12 protein-coding genes are annotated in these 15506 nt (G+C 66.0%); all 12 read right to left on the bottom strand.

Annotated features, from left to right (window positions below; all coding sequences use genetic code 11):
* Window positions 1-36: 36 nt before the first annotated feature.
* Window positions 37-1290: a DUF1302 family protein gene (locus AC1PQG_RS03975; RefSeq protein WP_481121363.1), complete on the bottom strand. Its 1254-nt coding sequence runs from the start codon at window positions 1288-1290 to the stop codon at window positions 37-39.
* A complete protein-coding gene (locus tag AC1PQG_RS03970) occupies window positions 1278-2045 on the bottom strand; it encodes an SDR family NAD(P)-dependent oxidoreductase (protein ID WP_481121362.1) in 768 nt (255 codons plus the stop codon). Before AC1PQG_RS03970 ends, AC1PQG_RS03975 begins: the two co-directional genes overlap by 13 nt.
* A gap of 3 nt (window positions 2046-2048) precedes the next feature.
* The gene (locus AC1PQG_RS03965) at window positions 2049-2852 is read right to left on the bottom strand and encodes an SDR family NAD(P)-dependent oxidoreductase (RefSeq protein ID WP_481121361.1); all 804 of its coding nucleotides are present in this window, start codon (window positions 2850-2852) and stop codon (window positions 2049-2051) included.
* A 29-nt stretch (window positions 2853-2881) separates the two neighbouring features.
* On the bottom strand, window positions 2882-5761 hold the full coding sequence (locus AC1PQG_RS03960) for an aminotransferase class III-fold pyridoxal phosphate-dependent enzyme (RefSeq protein ID WP_481121360.1): 2880 nt from the start codon (window positions 5759-5761) through the stop codon (window positions 2882-2884).
* A 19-nt stretch (window positions 5762-5780) separates the two neighbouring features.
* Window positions 5781-7067 (bottom strand): beta-ketoacyl synthase N-terminal-like domain-containing protein, encoded by a 1287-nt coding sequence (locus AC1PQG_RS03955; RefSeq protein ID WP_481121359.1) that lies wholly within the window; start codon window positions 7065-7067, stop codon window positions 5781-5783.
* Entirely contained in the window at window positions 7060-8337 is a 1278-nt protein-coding gene (locus tag AC1PQG_RS03950) for a beta-ketoacyl-[acyl-carrier-protein] synthase family protein (RefSeq protein ID WP_481121358.1), read from the bottom strand. Before AC1PQG_RS03950 ends, AC1PQG_RS03955 begins: the two co-directional genes overlap by 8 nt.
* Window positions 8334-9479 (bottom strand): beta-ketoacyl synthase N-terminal-like domain-containing protein, encoded by a 1146-nt coding sequence (locus AC1PQG_RS03945; RefSeq protein WP_481121357.1) that lies wholly within the window; start codon window positions 9477-9479, stop codon window positions 8334-8336. The genes AC1PQG_RS03950 and AC1PQG_RS03945 overlap by 4 nt, the downstream gene beginning before the upstream one ends.
* Window positions 9476-10756 (bottom strand): beta-ketoacyl-[acyl-carrier-protein] synthase family protein, encoded by a 1281-nt coding sequence (locus AC1PQG_RS03940; protein WP_481122963.1) that lies wholly within the window; start codon window positions 10754-10756, stop codon window positions 9476-9478. The genes AC1PQG_RS03945 and AC1PQG_RS03940 overlap by 4 nt, the downstream gene beginning before the upstream one ends.
* A gap of 2 nt (window positions 10757-10758) precedes the next feature.
* Entirely contained in the window at window positions 10759-11334 is a 576-nt protein-coding gene (locus AC1PQG_RS03935) for an acyl carrier protein (protein WP_481121356.1), read from the bottom strand.
* Between the two features lie 232 nt (window positions 11335-11566).
* On the bottom strand, window positions 11567-12010 hold the full coding sequence (locus tag AC1PQG_RS03930; protein WP_481121355.1) for an ArsR/SmtB family transcription factor: 444 nt from the start codon (window positions 12008-12010) through the stop codon (window positions 11567-11569).
* 204 nt (window positions 12011-12214) lie between these two features.
* Window positions 12215-14254, bottom strand: a complete 2040-nt coding sequence (locus AC1PQG_RS03925; RefSeq protein WP_481121354.1) for a sigma-54-dependent Fis family transcriptional regulator — start codon at window positions 14252-14254, stop codon at window positions 12215-12217.
* Between the two features lie 616 nt (window positions 14255-14870).
* Complete coding sequence (locus AC1PQG_RS03920; RefSeq protein ID WP_481121353.1) at window positions 14871-15506, bottom strand: CoA transferase subunit B; 636 nt, start codon at window positions 15504-15506, stop codon at window positions 14871-14873.

Genomic DNA, 15506 nt, shown 5'->3' with positions numbered 1-15506 from the left:
GCGTTCTCCTTCATTGGATTCGAGGTTGTGGAATATTCAGAACAGGCGGCGCAGCCCGAGCAGCAGACGATCCCGCTCGCGGAACTGGCCGAAATAGCCGTTCGTTCCACCATCGAGCAGATCGACCTCGGCCTCAGCCACCCACAGATCGGTCAGCTTGTAGCTCCCGCGCAGCTGAACCCAGCTGCCGTCGCCGTTCTGCGGCATCCACGACAGCGCGAAGCGGGTGGCCAGGCGGCCCGACAGGCTCGTCCCAGTGGCCGACAGGGTTGCGATGGCCGCCCGGCGGGGCGTTGTGAAATCGGCCTGCCATCCGGCGATGGCGCGATCCGAGAACTGGGCCGTGAACATCCAGTCACGCCAGCTGTAGTCGAGCCCCAACAGACCGGTCAGGGTCGCCGCCCGGGTCGTGCCGTCGCCGAGCAGACGGCTATAGGGGGCATCCGGCGACCAGGTGGCCTCGCCGCGCACGACCCAGCCGCCGTCCAGGGCGGCTGCCGCACTCCCGCCGAACAGGTGCTGGCGCCGAAACTCGGGGCGCACCGCTGGCGCACCGCTCGCGGTACTGTCCCAGCGATACACCGGGTCGTCGTTCCAGGTGGAAAAGGCCAGCAGGCTCAGGTCCACCGCACCGTGGGTGGTGGACAGCAGGGCGCCCAGTTCACCGTTGCCGAGCGACTGCGCCGGACGACGCTCAGCCAGCATGTCGATACCGGCAGCGACGAAACGCTGGCGGATTCCCATGTCGAAAGGCGAGCCGGCCGCCGCGTAACGGTTGGCCCTGAAGCCGGGCAGGTAGAGCGCCTCGAGGGTCCACTCCCCCACCGGCCCGAGCGCCCGCAGCATGGGGAGCGCGATGCGATAGTCGTTCAGATCGGGCAGGACGTAGTCCCGCAGGTCCAGCGGATTGACCAGGTCGAAGACCCTCAGTGCATCGGCCCGTCCCCATACCACCTGCTGCAGGCCGGCGGAGATCTGCCAGTCGCCGGCTCTCCTGGCGAGGTAGAGTTCGCGCCAGTCGAAGGTCTCCCGGTAAGCGTCGCAGCTGTCGGGTTCCAGGCGGCCGGAGCAGGCCGCCGCGTTGCGACGCAAGCGCCCTTCAGCCTTGACCTGGGTTGCATCGTCGAACTCGGCGCTATGGCGTAGCTGCAACTGCACACCCCGCTCGAAGTCGGGCCCCTGAGACAGCCCTCTCCCCCAGATCGCCGCCACGGAACCGTCCACCGCCAGGGCCGCGCAGGGACAGCCACTCACCGCGGCCACCAGCAAAGCCCCGGCTACATGCCGCATGTGTAGCCTCCGTCCACCACGAGCCCCTGGGCTGTGATGCCAGCGGCGGCTGGACTCGCGAGGTAATGAACCAGGTTGGCGACCTCTTCCGCCTGCACGAAGCGTTTCAGCGGGATCTGCCGACGCGCATTGCGCAGCACCTGTGCAACAGGGGTACCGACGGCGGCCGCCTGGGCACCGAGCTCCCGCTGCAACATCGGGGTGTCCACCCAGCCCGGCAGGACTGCATTGACTGTAATGCCCCGTGGAGCCAAATCCAATGCCAGCGCCTTGGTGTAGCCCAGCAAGCCGTGCTTGGAGGCGCAGTAGGCGGTATTGCGGATCTTGCCGGCCCGGGCCAGGACGGAAGCAACGTTGACGATCCGCCCCCCGTCCCGCAGATACAGCAGGCAAACGGCGCTGAGACGGAAGGGCGCGTCGAGATTGATAGCCATGACGCGCTGCCACGCCGCGACGTCGTCGGGCTCGTTCTCATCGGCCACACCGGCGTTATTGACCAGCAGATCCAGGTAGCCGAACGTTCCTAGAGCCGCTTTCAGCGGGGGCAACCAGTGTTCGCCCGGCCCCAGCTCGGCGCACAGGGCCGTGGCACGGGCGCCACGGGTCCGGCATTCATCGGCCAGCGCAGCGAGGGCATCGCCATTGCGGTCGAGGAGCAGCAGCGCCCAACCATCGTCCGCCAGCCGCCTTGCAACGGCCGCGCCAATCCCCAGGGCTGCGCCGGTGATCAGCGCATGACGTGTTTCGGCCGGCATGGCTCAGGCCATCTTCAAGCCGCCGTCGAGATGCAGGATCTCGCCGGTGACGTAGCGGTTGCGCGGACTGGCCAGGTAGAGCACCGCATCGGCCACTTCGACGGGCGTCGCGTAGCGCTTGAGGAGCAGGCGGGACAGAATTTCCCCCTCCCCCAACGCCCGGATCTGCGCCGACATCTCGGTTTCGATGACCCCCGGCGCGACCGCATTCACGAGGATGCCCTTCGGCGCCAGCTCTACGGCCATGGCTTTGGTGAAGGCTTCCAGGCCACCCTTGGCCGCCGCATAGTTGGACTGTCCGCGTCCCGGCTTGCTCGCCGCCGACGACGAGATATTGACGATGCGGCCGTAGCGCTGGCGCAGCATCAGCCCGGCAAACGCGCGCAGCATGCGCATCGGGGCCAGCAGGTTGGTGGCGACAACGTGCTGCAGATCCTCGTCGTCCATCATCAGGAGCAGCTTGTCGCGGGTGATGCCGGCGTTATTGACCAGGATGTGCAGGTGTTCGAAATCCCGGCCGAAAGCTTCCGCCAGCGCCTCGACGCCCTCCGGACCCGCCAGATCGGCCCGGTAAAGGCTGGCCTGGCCGCCGTCCGCGCGAATCTCGGCGGCCAGGCCCTCCGCCAATGCAGGATCGCGGCGGTAATGGAGTGCCACATGGGCGCCTTCGGCAGCCAGACGCAAGGCGATGGCGCGGCCGATGCCACGGCTGGCACCGGTCACCAGGGCGATCTGGCCAGCGAGCTGCCGGCTGGGCGCCAGGGTGTCGAGCGCATTGTCAGAGACATCGGGGCCGGAAACAGGCATGAAAGACCTTCCTCGTTGTGCAGGGATGTTCAAAGGGAATTGCCGCGCTTCAGATCGGCGAGGCGGAACCCGTGGAGTCTGGCCAGCGCGGCGATCTCCCGTACCTGCCGCGGGCTGACAGGACCGTGGGAATAGTGGCCACAGAGCCCGGCCAGCCCGAGCACTGCGGTCTCGGCCATACAGGCAAACAGCTGTCCTTCGCCGAGGAAGGCCCGCGCCCCCGGATGCAGGCTCGCGCCGTCGGGCGTGGCGACGATGCCGCCTTGCAGGTAGGTGATATCCGGCCTCTCGCGCACGGCGGAAGGCAGGACGTTGTGGGGCACGGCAACGTCGCACACCAGCGCGCCGCGGGCCAGATGTTCGCTGCCGATGAAGGGCTCCGGGGCGTTGGCGGCACATAACACGATGCGGGAGTCCCGAGCCGCTTGGAGGTCGGAATGGACCGCCAGGAACGGGTCTTGACCATAGCGGTCGAGCAGCGCCTGGTGGATCCGCTTCCCACACGCCTTGGCCGGAGCCCCCTCGCGCAGCCACTGCCCGATGAACGGCTCTTCGGCCAGGCGAGCATAGATGCCGTGCTGGCCGTACTGCCCGCTCTGCAGCGCCTGCCAGGCTGCGTCATAGATGTTGTACACGGTCTGCAGCACGCGGGCATGCGCACCGTCCCGGCCGCTGCCGATGAGCAGCAACCCCGGGGCATGCTCGGCGAGCATGGCCGCATAGGTGGAGGCGATGTTGCCGGCCGCACCGATGACGGCCGGTAACGCGTCCTTCCATGCCAGGCCCTGCTGCGCCATGCTGCACTGGATGGCCTCCAGGGACATGGCGATGGTCAGGGCATTGCCGGTGGTGAGGCCGATTTCCGGGATGGACAGCGCAGTGCCATTGTTGGTGACAATGGAGGTGTACATGCCAAGGCCGGCGATCTCGCAGCCATCGGCCCGCGCCGTACGGATACGCTCGTCGATGTCCTTGCGGATGTCCTTGAGTTGCCCTGTCTGCAACCAGCCCCCCATCTGCTCGGAATCCACGCACAGGGGATAGAGGATGAAATCCACCGCCCGTCCCAATGCCGAGACGATGCGCACCGGCGGATACGGAGCACTCTTGCGATTGGCAGACATTTTCTGCACAAAGCGGCGCAGTTCGCCGTCGGTCAGCCCGGCCAGTGACGGGTCCACCTGCCGCAGCCAGCCGGGACTGATCAGGTGATTGATGAATGCCACCTTGCGGACCGGGTGCAGCGGCGCATCGTCCCGAAAGGGCTGCGCCACCGCCGGGCGGCAGTCGCGGATATCGTCCCGAGGGGTGGGCCGGTCCGCATCCGTGAGGGGAAACACCAGGTGCAGCACGTCCTGCCGCTGGAGGATCAGGCACACACGCTCCAAGGCCGCCCGCAGCTGCTCGATGGATTCATCCTGGATATACAGGGACGGCTCCAGGCGCAACACATCCGGTGCACTCCCGGTCGGCGCCAGGCGAATGCCCTCCACGCGCAGCAGATAGCCCGCCAGGAAATAGCCGAGCGAATCGGAATGGGCCGTGGAGCGCAGGATCTGGGAGGCCGCGCTTCCCAGCCCGTGGAACTCCAGCCCGAGGAACAGCCCCTGGCCACGGACCTCGCGGATCACGTCGGGATAGCACTGCCACAGGCCGTCGAGCATTTCCCGCAGACGCGCACCGCGTTCGGCTGCCTGGCGGTAGAGTGCGCCCTCGTTCGCCTCCAGCAGGTCGAGGACGGCCAGCGCGATGCCGGACGAAAAATCGTCCTCGGCGAAGGTGGAACTGTGGATCAGGCCGAACACGTCCTGATAGCGATCCCGCCGGATCAGCGTCGCCGCGATCTTCGCCAGGCCGCCCCCCAGAGATTTGGAAAGCGTGTAGTAATCGCCGCGCAGGTTGATGTGGCTGCTGGCGAAGAACCGGCCGCAGCGCCCCGTGCCGCTCTGAATCTCGTCGAGGATCAGCGGGCAGTCCTGCTGGTTACAGAAACGGCGGACTGCACGCCCGAAATCCTGGGCGACCGGCCGAATGCCGCCTTCCCCCTGGATGGGCTCCAGCAGGAAAGCCGTAAAGATCGGCAGGGGCTGGCGGACCAGCCTGACCCGCCCGTCCTCGATGCACAGGTCGAACAGCTCCAGGTATTCGTCCCGCGCGATGCGTTCGAGGGCGCCCGCATCGTCCATGCCGACGAAACGCACCTTGAGCCCGAAATACTGGAAGGCACGGCGGAAACTCTTGTTGTAGGTGAGCTGGACCGTGCCCGCCAGCTTGCCGTGGAAGGACTTTTCCAGTGCGAGAAAGACCGGCCGCTTGCCCAGTTGGACACTGTTGTGATTGATCAGGGCGACGATCAGATCGTCGAAACTGCGCACATCGAAGACCTGCTCGCGCATGTCGGTGAATTCGTAGAGATCCGGATCCAGCCGGGCCTCACCGCGACGCAGGGCATCGCGAACGGCCTCAATGTTGACGGTGATCCTGTCCAGCAGGGCTTCCAGCTTCAACATGCGCTCGAGTTCGGCATGCTTGATGGCCAGTTCCACCGCTTCGGCACCGCTGTTGGCGAAGGTGGTGATGAAACCGGTGTCGTCACCGGTTTCGCGCCGGGCGATGTGGTCGAGGCGGCGGGCCAGCTCGCCGCTCCGCCCCCTCAGGGAGAACTGTGCATGGACCGGAACCTGGCGCTCGAGCATCTCCCTGGCTGCCGCAACGATGGCGGGATGGTTGTGCCCCAGCAGCAGGGCACCATACCCTCCCAGTACATCAAGGACGCGCCGCTCCCGGCCGTCGGCGTCACGGTGGTAAAGCCAGTCGCCCTCGGCTCGGGTGTAGTGCAGATCGAGGCCGACGGCCTCCAGGACACCGGCGAGCCGGGGTTTGACGAAACGGCCGTAGCTGTCGTGCATTGGGGGAGACATCCTGAGGTTAAGCGTGGCGGGTGACGAGGACGGCCGAATGGAAGCCGGAGAATCCCTGCTGGAGACAAAGCACCTGTCCGCAGTCCACCTGACGGGGCGCACCGGCGACCCAGTCGAGCTGCGGCGCCAGCGGTCCGGTCAGCCCGGAAACGGGAGGTAGCCTGCCGTCTGCCAGGATCCGCGTGGCCAGCGCCACATCGAGCAAGGCCCCGGCGGCCGGGATGGTGCCGAACAACGGACGTGGCGACGTGATCGGCACACCATCGGGCAGGGCCGCCGCCAACTGGCGACATTCCAGCCCATCGAGCACAGGAATCCCGCGCCCGTCGGCGACGACAGCCAGTTCCTGCGCATTGGCAAGCGTCCCGCCGAGCCGCCCCAGCGCCTGCCGGTATCCTTCCTCGAAGCCACTGCCGGCAAGATCTTCCAGGCAATTGCGGGGAGCCGCGAAACCACCGGGGGCATGTATCAGCACGCCGCCCTCGACACCACGGGCCCGCGCGCAGCCAGGGCGTTCCAGCAGCAGGGCCACCGCGCCCTCGGCCAGGACGGTACCGGCCGCCTGGCGATCGAAACTTCTCAACCCGCGCTCGCCATCCTCCAGCAACAGGCCACGCCGCCACAGTTCGGCCAGCGTGAAGGGCTCCATGTAACTGCCGCAAACCGCCACGAGGGCCGCATCGCACAGCCCCGTGTGCAAGGCCAGCAAGGCCTGTTGCAGCGCACCTATGCCAGCGCTCTCGTTCTGCACGAATGCAGCGCCCGGACCACGGAAACGATGGGTGAGGCTGATCAGGGCCAGTGCGTTGTTGGCGAGGCCCTTGATCGACATGAAGGGATCGGCGCCACGGCGGTACAGGGCTTCCGAGGTAAGGCTCGACAGGTTGACGCCCTCCCCCTGGTCGCTCGCGGTCAGGGCCCGCTGCAGGGACATGATGTTCGGGCTGGTGTAGTCCCCCTGCCCGGTGAACAGCCCTCGCCGCGTCTCCGGCAAAGCGTCCCACTCGATGCCACTGGCTGCCATGGCCTGCCCGGCGGCGTGCACCGCCCAGTAGCTGGGCTCCGTACCGAAGCGCCGCAGTTTGTGGGGCACCGCATCCCTACTGGCGTGCCGCGCCTCCTGGGGCACGGCCCCGTAACCCGCAATCCGGCGCGAATCGATCCAGTCGCTGCTGAAGGCCCCAAGCCTGCTCTGGCCGGTCTGCCAGCAGTCCCAGGCCGCGTCCAGGCCGAGGCCGCTGGGGAGTACCGCACCGATGCCGGTCACCAGCGCCGGGGGAAGAGCGTTAATCATAGGCCCTGACTGCAATGACGGCATTGAGACCACCGAAGCCGAAGGAGTTGGACAGGGCCGCCCGCAGGATCTGCCGCCGCGCCGTGCCGGGAACGTAATCCAGATGACAGGCGGGATCCGGGTTATCCAGGTTCAGAGTGGGCGGGACGATCCCGTCCGCCACGCTCAGCACCGTGGCGATGCACTCCGGCGCCCCGGCTGCGGCGATCAGGTGACCCAGCATGGATTTGTTGGCCGTCACGGTGAGTTGCCGATAGTGCTCGCCACCAGCGAAGGTGCTACTGATTGCCAGGGTTTCGGCAGGGTCATTAAGCGGCGTGGATGTCCCGTGCGCATTGATGTGCCCGACATCGATCGGATCCAGCTGCGCGTCGCGCAAGGCCCGCTGCATCGCGAGCCGGGCCCCCAGCCCTTCGGGATGCGGTGCGGAGATGCGGTAGGCATCCATCCCGCTGCCGAATCCGGCGATTTCGGCGTAAATCTGTGCCCCGCGACGGTGAGCATGGTCTTCCCGCTCCAGAATCAGCACGCCCGCCCCCTCTGCCGCGACAAAACCGCTGCGATCCCGATCGAACGGGCGGCACAGACGATCGCCGAAACGTTCGGCAGTAGACGGCGCCCCCAGCAGGTGAAGGCCGATCATGGTCGGTAGGTTGAGGACGGAGTCGGCGCCCCCCACGATCATCAGATCGCACTCTCCCCGGCGGATCATGCGCATGCCGTGTCCGATCGCATGGGCCGCTCCCGCACATGCCGTCGAGAAGTTGAGGCTCGGCCCGCAGATGCCCAGGCTCTGCGCCAGACTCATGCTCAAATGGTCATTGCTGTTCAGCAGACCACTGTTCGGATTGAGTTGGTCGGCACGCCGATGCAGCAGGCGCCAGTCAGGGCCATCCGGGCCCAGGGCGAGATGCATGTCTGCCGGATCCCGCTCGGGAACACCGGAGCCCATCGCGATACCGCTGCGCCGCGGCAGCTCGGCAGGTGCCAGGCCGGCATCGGCCAAGGCCTCGAATGCGGCGGCCAGCCCGAAACGCGTACGTCGCTCCATCGGGACATCCCACCACGCAGCCGACCCGTAGTGCTGCGCCAGGCCGGCCATGTCCACCGGGGCCGCGTACTTCACCGGGAAATCATCCATCCCTTCCGGCTGCCACCGGCGGATCGCGGAATGCCCGTTGCAGAGGCCGCTCCACAGGGATTTCCAGCCGACCCCGAGGCCCGTAACCGCACCGAGCCCGGTGACGACGACACGCTCCCCGCGCCTCACAGCCCGGCCCTTCCAATAAGGGCGACGGCGACCTGCCCCATCGGACTATGCATGACGAGCAATGAGCAGGGCGCATCCATTGGAAGCGCCTCCCAGCGCGTGCCCTGAGTCAGCCAGCGACGCTTGCGGCGCATTCCTTCCAGCACCAGACCGACCCCAAGGGTAGCGGCGGCTGGACCGACGTAGCCGAAGCGTGTCTCGATGGGAAGATGGAGCGGTGCAAAGGCAAAGAGCGCACGGCTCAAGCTTTCCTTGTGGGCGGCCTGCCAGGGTTGGTTGCTCAGGACCCAGCCGACGCTGGTACGGGCATAACCTCCCATCTCCAGCGTCTGTCCGATCAAGTCAGAGACCGTATCGCCGCGATCATCGTGCGTGGAGTGGCAGCCCCGGGCGTAGCCCAGCAGCACGGCGTCGTTCCGAGCCGCATCGGCGGACGCCAGCAGGAAGGCGGACGCCTCGCCCGGCAGGCGTTGCCTCTCCGCACCACCGCTCCCCCAATAGGCATGCTGGAGCGGCTGGAGTGGATCGAGCTTGGTACTCACGGCACCAATCACGGCATGGCGGCACTCCGCTTCGGCCACCGCATGGACACCGTCGATCAGGGCCGACAGCCCCGCATCGGCAAAGGGTGAGTACGCCGCGATCGGGCCGTTGAGACCGAATGTGGCCGCGATATGGGCGCAGGCCGAACTGTTCAGCAGGCTCAGCCCCGAGAACGGCGGTGTCTCGCGCATCAGCGTGGCGTTCCAGTCATCCCGTCCGCCGTAGGCATGCCAGGACTCCAGTACGGCAAGGCCCGGCAGCGGCTCGTCGATGGTCGGCAAGCCCATGAAAAGGCCCGTCTCGGCCCGTTCGGCGACGCTCCCCGCCCCTTGATGCCAGGCATCCAGAAGGCGACCGGCACCGGCCAGCGCCATGCGCGCCTGCTTCTCCATGGTGCGGACCAACTTGCGATCCACGCCGTACGGGGACAATTCCGGCTCCCGGGCAATATGGGCCGATGCCGACATCAGCTCATCCGGCCAAGGCGCCAGACCGGGAACAGTGGGACTACCGAGCCCCCTCCAGACATCTTCCCAGTCGCATCCCATCGCACAGTGCAGGTGAGGCAGATGCAGCTTGACTCTGGCGATCCCTGTCATGCGGCCTCCAGGACCAAGCATGCGTTGGCGCCACCGAAACCGAAAGAATTGCTGAGGACGCTCCGGATCGAGGCGGTTCGGGCGGAGGTGACGATGTCGAGGCCCGAGCACGGGCTGCAGGCATGTTGGTAGTTCAAGGTGGGCAAGAGCGTTTGTCTATACAAAGTAAGCGCGGACAGAACCGCCTCGACGGCACCACTGTTGGCAAGTGAGTGCCCGAGGGCTGACTTGTTGGCGGTAATGGGAATCTCGGCAATGCGCGCGCCGAAGATCTGCTTTACGGCGAGGGCCTCACAGGCGTCGTTGGTGGGCGTCGAAGTTCCGTGGGCATTGATATGGTCGATCGCATCGGGAGAAAGCCCGGCGTCCTGCAGCGCATCACGCATGCAGCGGGCGTACTCGCTGCCATCGTCTGCACTTGCGGTGATGCGACACGCCTCAAGCAGGCCGGCGAAGCCGCTCACCCGCGCCAGCGGATGGGCTCCACGCCGCGCCGCATGAGACGCAGACTCCAGGACCAGAAAGGCGCTGCCTTCTCCCATCACGAAACCACAACGTGCTTCATCAAACGGGCGGCTGATCTCCCCGCCTTGCAGGTGTTCCCCGTCGGCCAGCGCCCCCACGACGGAGAACGCCACCAGTGGCATGAAATTGCACATGGTCTCGGCCGCGCCGGCCAGGGCGACATCGATGAGCCCGGCACGGATGGACTGCATGGCGGCCCCGATGGCCATCGCACCGGCCGCGCAGGCTTCGCCATGCGCCCCATGGCTGGCCTGCAAGCCGAAGCGGTGAGCCAGGGCCAAGGCGGCCTGATCCTGTTGCTTGTGGAAATACGCCTCGGGACACGTCCCACCGGCCAGCAGAAAGTCGTCCAGTTGCAGTCGCTCCCGCTCCCAGTTCATGTGGCGGGCAAGCGCACACAACTGGATTTCATCGAATGTGTGCTTGTTGCTGGCCAGAAACACGCCCCCCCGTTCGACGCCTTGCGCACCCAGCCCCGCGTGCTGCCATGCCTCCGTTGCAGCGCACAGGGCCAGACGGGTCTGCGGGCCCCATTCAGGCTCCAGCCGGCCCAGCCGTGCGTCCACCGCCAGCCAGGTTTCGCTGTCGATGAAGACACAGCTTGGGTTACCGAACCCAAGTGCCGAAAGCCTGGACCACGGACGGATCAACGACTGCCCTTCGGCGAGACGCCGAAATAGGCAATCTGCCCCCACCGTGCCAGCGGAGACCGCTCCCACCCCCGTAATGACGACATCCTCCATGGCGGGCATGCTCACGCGGCGACGCGACTCTCCATCCAGCGGGAGACGATGCCCGGGATCGAGGCCGCCACGGCATCGTCGCCCGTACGGGGCTTCTGTGGCGCGCCGCACGCCGCACAAACCGGCTTGCCCGACGGGGATATCTCCGCTTGATCCTGGCCGCAGTCGGCGCAGCGCGCCGGAAGCCCGTTCAGAATGCCCTTGCACAGATTGGCCCAGTTGCGCACCGTGGCGCAGCCCATGACCTCGTGGGGCAGCATGCCTGCGGACACCTGATCGCTGCTGTAGGCAAAAAAACTCTCGCGCAGGGCGTGGGCGGCCAGCTCGGTCAAGCGCCCCCTGGCATAGACCTGAGATTCATCCCCAAGCACGACGACCAGATGATCGAGCACGCTCTTCTGGGGCAGGACGATGCCCAGCTGCTTTTCGAGATTGAAGCGCAACTCCACGAAATCCAGCGAATCGGCATCCAGTTCATTGGCAATGGCCACGTCGGCCGCCACTTCGTCGGGCGTACAACCTAGGACGCTAACGAGAGTACGTTGAACGACAGCGATCAAATCGGCTTCTGCGAATGGGTTGTTCACGGTCGGCTCCTGAAGGGTAAAATCTCAATTATCATATGCATATGTGCACACTCATGCACACTAAGTGTATAGAAATGCGGCTGCGACGACAATGACTTCGGTATATGATTTTGTTCTTTATTGGGCAACTGTGTGCACGGACCTCCCTGCTCGCCAACTGGCGGGACAGGGGAAACGCCGCGCGATGTCTGCCGCGATGGAGGAAATGGCAAGGGCCCGAAGGCCCTGTTGCTCAGGCGTGCTCGGGGGAGGAGCGTGATGTCGCCACGCAGCGGCTTGCGCTTTCAGCCTCGAATGCACGCATTGCATCCGGATAGCACGAACGCATGAGAACGCTCATCTGTTCGAGGATCCGCTGCAGCCGACGCATGATCTCGAAGCCATCGAGCTCGTAATAGGAAAAGCGCCCATCTTTCAGATGGGTGACGATCCCCTGCTCGCGCAGATGCTTCAGATGGCGCGACACAACCGAACGGTCCTGGGGACAATGGGCCGTGATTTCGGCAATGCTGAGCCGTCCATGCTTGACCAGAATGGAGACGATGCGCAGCCTGGTCGGATCGGACAGCGCCTTGAACAGTCCTGCATCCAGATCGTCCTGCAGGGACGCGACCGCCTCGGAAACACGCTCATCGGCGCACGGGAGCGTATTGATTTCTTCTTGTCGATGAGCCACGGGCGGTTCCATTCAATGCGTACGGCGGGGACTTCCTCCGGCCGCGCCAGCAGGGTACATGCCAGGCCGCTTCCGAAGGTTTGCCGCATTGAGTATCCGCCCGCCGTCTGAACATCGACAAGGCACTATTGCGCGGGTGAAGGGAGATGGAGCGCCAGGCATGCTGACGCAGGCCGGACGCCCCGGAACCTAGCCCAACCGCGCTCAGACGCGGTAGTTGCGCAGATCGTCCACCAGGCTTTCGAGCCCGAAGCGCTTCAATTTCACATACACGGTGCTCTTGGCGATGCCGAGCTCCCGCGCCACCGCCGTCATGTTGCCGCGGCAGCCCTTGATGGCGCGCAGGATCGCATCGCGCTCGGCGTTCTCGAGACAGGTCAGGTCGCGACTGTCGCCGCCGGGAAGTTCGACGCCGGCCGCGGGCGTGCCGTCCAGCGAGGCACGCAGGTCCGGCGGCAGGTCCGCTTCGGTGAGCACCGCCTCCTGGGAGGTCAGCAGCATGCTCTCCATCACGTTGCGGAATTCGCGGATGTTGCCCGGCCAGGCGTATTGCTGGAGCTGCTCGACAGCTCCCCGCGACAGGCGGCGCGGCGCCAGGCCGTGCTGACGGGCCAGCCGTTCCAGATAGTGCTCGCCGAGCAGCGGGATGTCGGCGGCCCGCTCACGCAGGGACGGGATGTTGATGCTGGTCACCGCCACCCGGTAGAACAGGTCCATGCGGAAGCGCCCGGCCTGGATCTCCTTGCGCAGGTCCCGGTTGGTTGCCGCGATGAGGCGGAAATTGACCTTGCGCGGCTTGTTCTCGCCGAGGCGATAGACCTCGCCCTCCTCCAGCACGCGCAGGAAGTGGGGTTGCAGGTCGATGGGCATCTCGCCGATCTCGTCGAGAAACAGAGTGCCGCCGTCGGCCGCCTCGATCTTGCCGATCATGCCGCCGCGGCGGGCGCCGGTGAAGGAGCCCTCCGTGTAGCCGAACAGCTCGCTGGTCAGCAGCTCACGGGAGAAGCCGCCGCAGTTGAGGGCCACGAAGGGCGCATCCTTGGTGGCGCCGAATTCGTGGATGCAGCGCGCGAAGACGTCCTTGCCGACGCCGGTCTCGCCGAGCAGCAGCACCGGCACGCGGGACTTGGCCAGCTGCTGGGCCCGCCCGACGGCCTGCATCAGCGCCGACGACTCACCGATCACGCGCTCGAAGGAGCCTTCCTTTTCGGAGGGCGACTCGCCGCCCATCACCGACGTCACGATCCGTCCGCCAGCCGGGCTGGCCGCGCGGCGGCTCGGCAAGGTCAGCACCGCGCCGATCTGCTCGCCGCCCTCGATCACCGGCTCCAGCCATTCCTGGCGCATCCAGTCGGGCATCTCGTCGGGCAGCCGCCGGCCCTTCTTCCAGGCCAGCGCCAGGGAGGCCAGCCCGTCCGGCGCCACCGCCGCCTCGCCGATGCCCATGTCGGCCATCACTGCCGATGCACGGCCGTTGGCCTTGATGGCGCGGCCGCGCCGATCGAAGACGATGATGCCATCCGCCGACATGCCCGACAGGCGCTCTACACACTGCTCCAGCAGACGGTAGCGGATACCCAGCTCGATCTTGGCGAGGCGGTTCTCGATGCGCCCGGCGGTCGCCACCACCAGGGCCAGGCTGTGGCGGCTGTAGGACGCGCTGAGCCCGGAGACGTCCACCACGCCGAGGATGGTGCCGTCGTACGGATCGCGGATCACCGTGGCCGAACAGGACCAACGCTTGATCCCCGCACAGTAATGCTCGGCCGAGTGGATCTGCACCGGCTGGCCGACTTCCAGCGCCGTACCGATGGCGTTGGTGCCACAGGCCAGCTCGCTCCAGTTGGCACCGGACAGCAGGTGCACGTTCTCCGCCGCGCCCCGTGTGCCCATGTCGCCCTCGAGGTTGAGGATGGTGCCCGACTGATCGGTAAGGACCATCACGGTGCCGGTCTCGGACAGGAAATCCCGCGCCGAGGCCATCACCGGCGCGCTGGCGGTGAGCAGTTCGCCACACTCGTCACGCAAGGAATGCAGGGATTGTTCGGCCAGCGGCTCCGGCGCCCGATGGCGCTCCGGGTCCACGCTGGCACCATGGCAGCGCCGCCAGGAATCGTCGATAAGGCGACGCAACGCGTCGGATCCGGTTTCGTCGCCGCTGAGGAAACGCTCCCAGGACGTCATGATGTGGCCGTCGTTTTCCGGAATGGAAAACATCTGGCCCGATGAAACTGTGGCAGCCATGCCCACCCTCCTTTGTCTGTGTCCGACCATGTCGCCGATGGAGTCCATCCTGGCGCACGATTCTGTGTATTTCCCCCCGGTAATGCGGCTCACTGTCCGCTTGTCCGACCCGGAGAGGTCTGCTTTTCAGCCGGCCCAACGGCAACGCGTGTCCCTGCGCATCGCCACGAGGCTCTGTCCCAGCAGCCGGCTCAAGCTCCTATTGTGGACCATGGACAGGCAGAGGCACGGCAGAACGCTCGATATCCGGACATAGCAGTCTTTGTGCCACAGCCCACAGGACAGCATATTGCCCGTATCGGGCATTTGGCGAACGCAAATGCGTCCGTTTTCCGGACACCCCGACCGTCCGGAAAACGGACGGGCAGATGAAAATATCCGCGGGCGAATGAATTCGCCTCCAGCGGATTACATGACCAATTCCGGGACCAAATCCTGCGTCCCGGAAAAACGTGCGTCCCCTAGAGGCGAATTCATTCGCCCACCACATGAAAGAAAAAAAGCGGGGGCTTCCAGACAAAGAGGATTCCGAGGAGAGGGAGAGAGAAGAGGATTCCTCGCTGGATACCGCGTTGCCCCCAAAAAAGCCCGGCGCCCGCCATTGCGGGCCTGCCGGTTACTGCAACGCCACCAGAAAATCTGCTTCGGTACTGGCCCGCACGTCGTCCAGCGTGGTGTCGGGCGCCAGGTCCACCAGGGTCAGGCCGTCCGGGCCCACCTCGAACACGCACAAATCAGTCACGATCATGTTCACCACGCCGGTGCCGGTCAGCGGCAGCGAGCATTCGCGGACGACCTTCGTCTCGCCCTTGGCGGTGTGCTCCATGATCACCACCACGCGACCGACGCCGGCCACCAGATCCATCGCCCCGCCGATGCCCTTGATCATCTTGCCGGGCACCGCCCAGTTGGCGAGGTCGCCCTTCTCCGACACCTGCAGCGCGCCGAGCATCGACAGCTGGATATGGCCGCCGCGGATCATCCCGAAGGACGCCGCACTATCGAAGAAACTGGTCGTCGGCAGGGTCGTGATGGTTTGCTTGCCGGCGTTGATCAGATCGGCGTCCTCCTCCCCTTCCCATGGGAAGGGGCCCATGCCGAGCATGCCGTTCTCGCTCTGCAGCTGGATCGACATGCCCGGCGGCACATGGTTGGCCACCAGGGTCGGAATGCCGATGCCGAGGTTGACGTAATAGCCGTCACGCAGCTCGCGGGCGGCCCGCGCCGCCATTTGGTCCCGAGTCCAGGGCAT

The organism is Zoogloea sp. GDB6 (assembly GCF_056724105.1).
The sequence above is the reverse complement of the archived record's forward strand: the minus strand, read 5'-3'. Positions and strand labels throughout refer to the sequence as shown.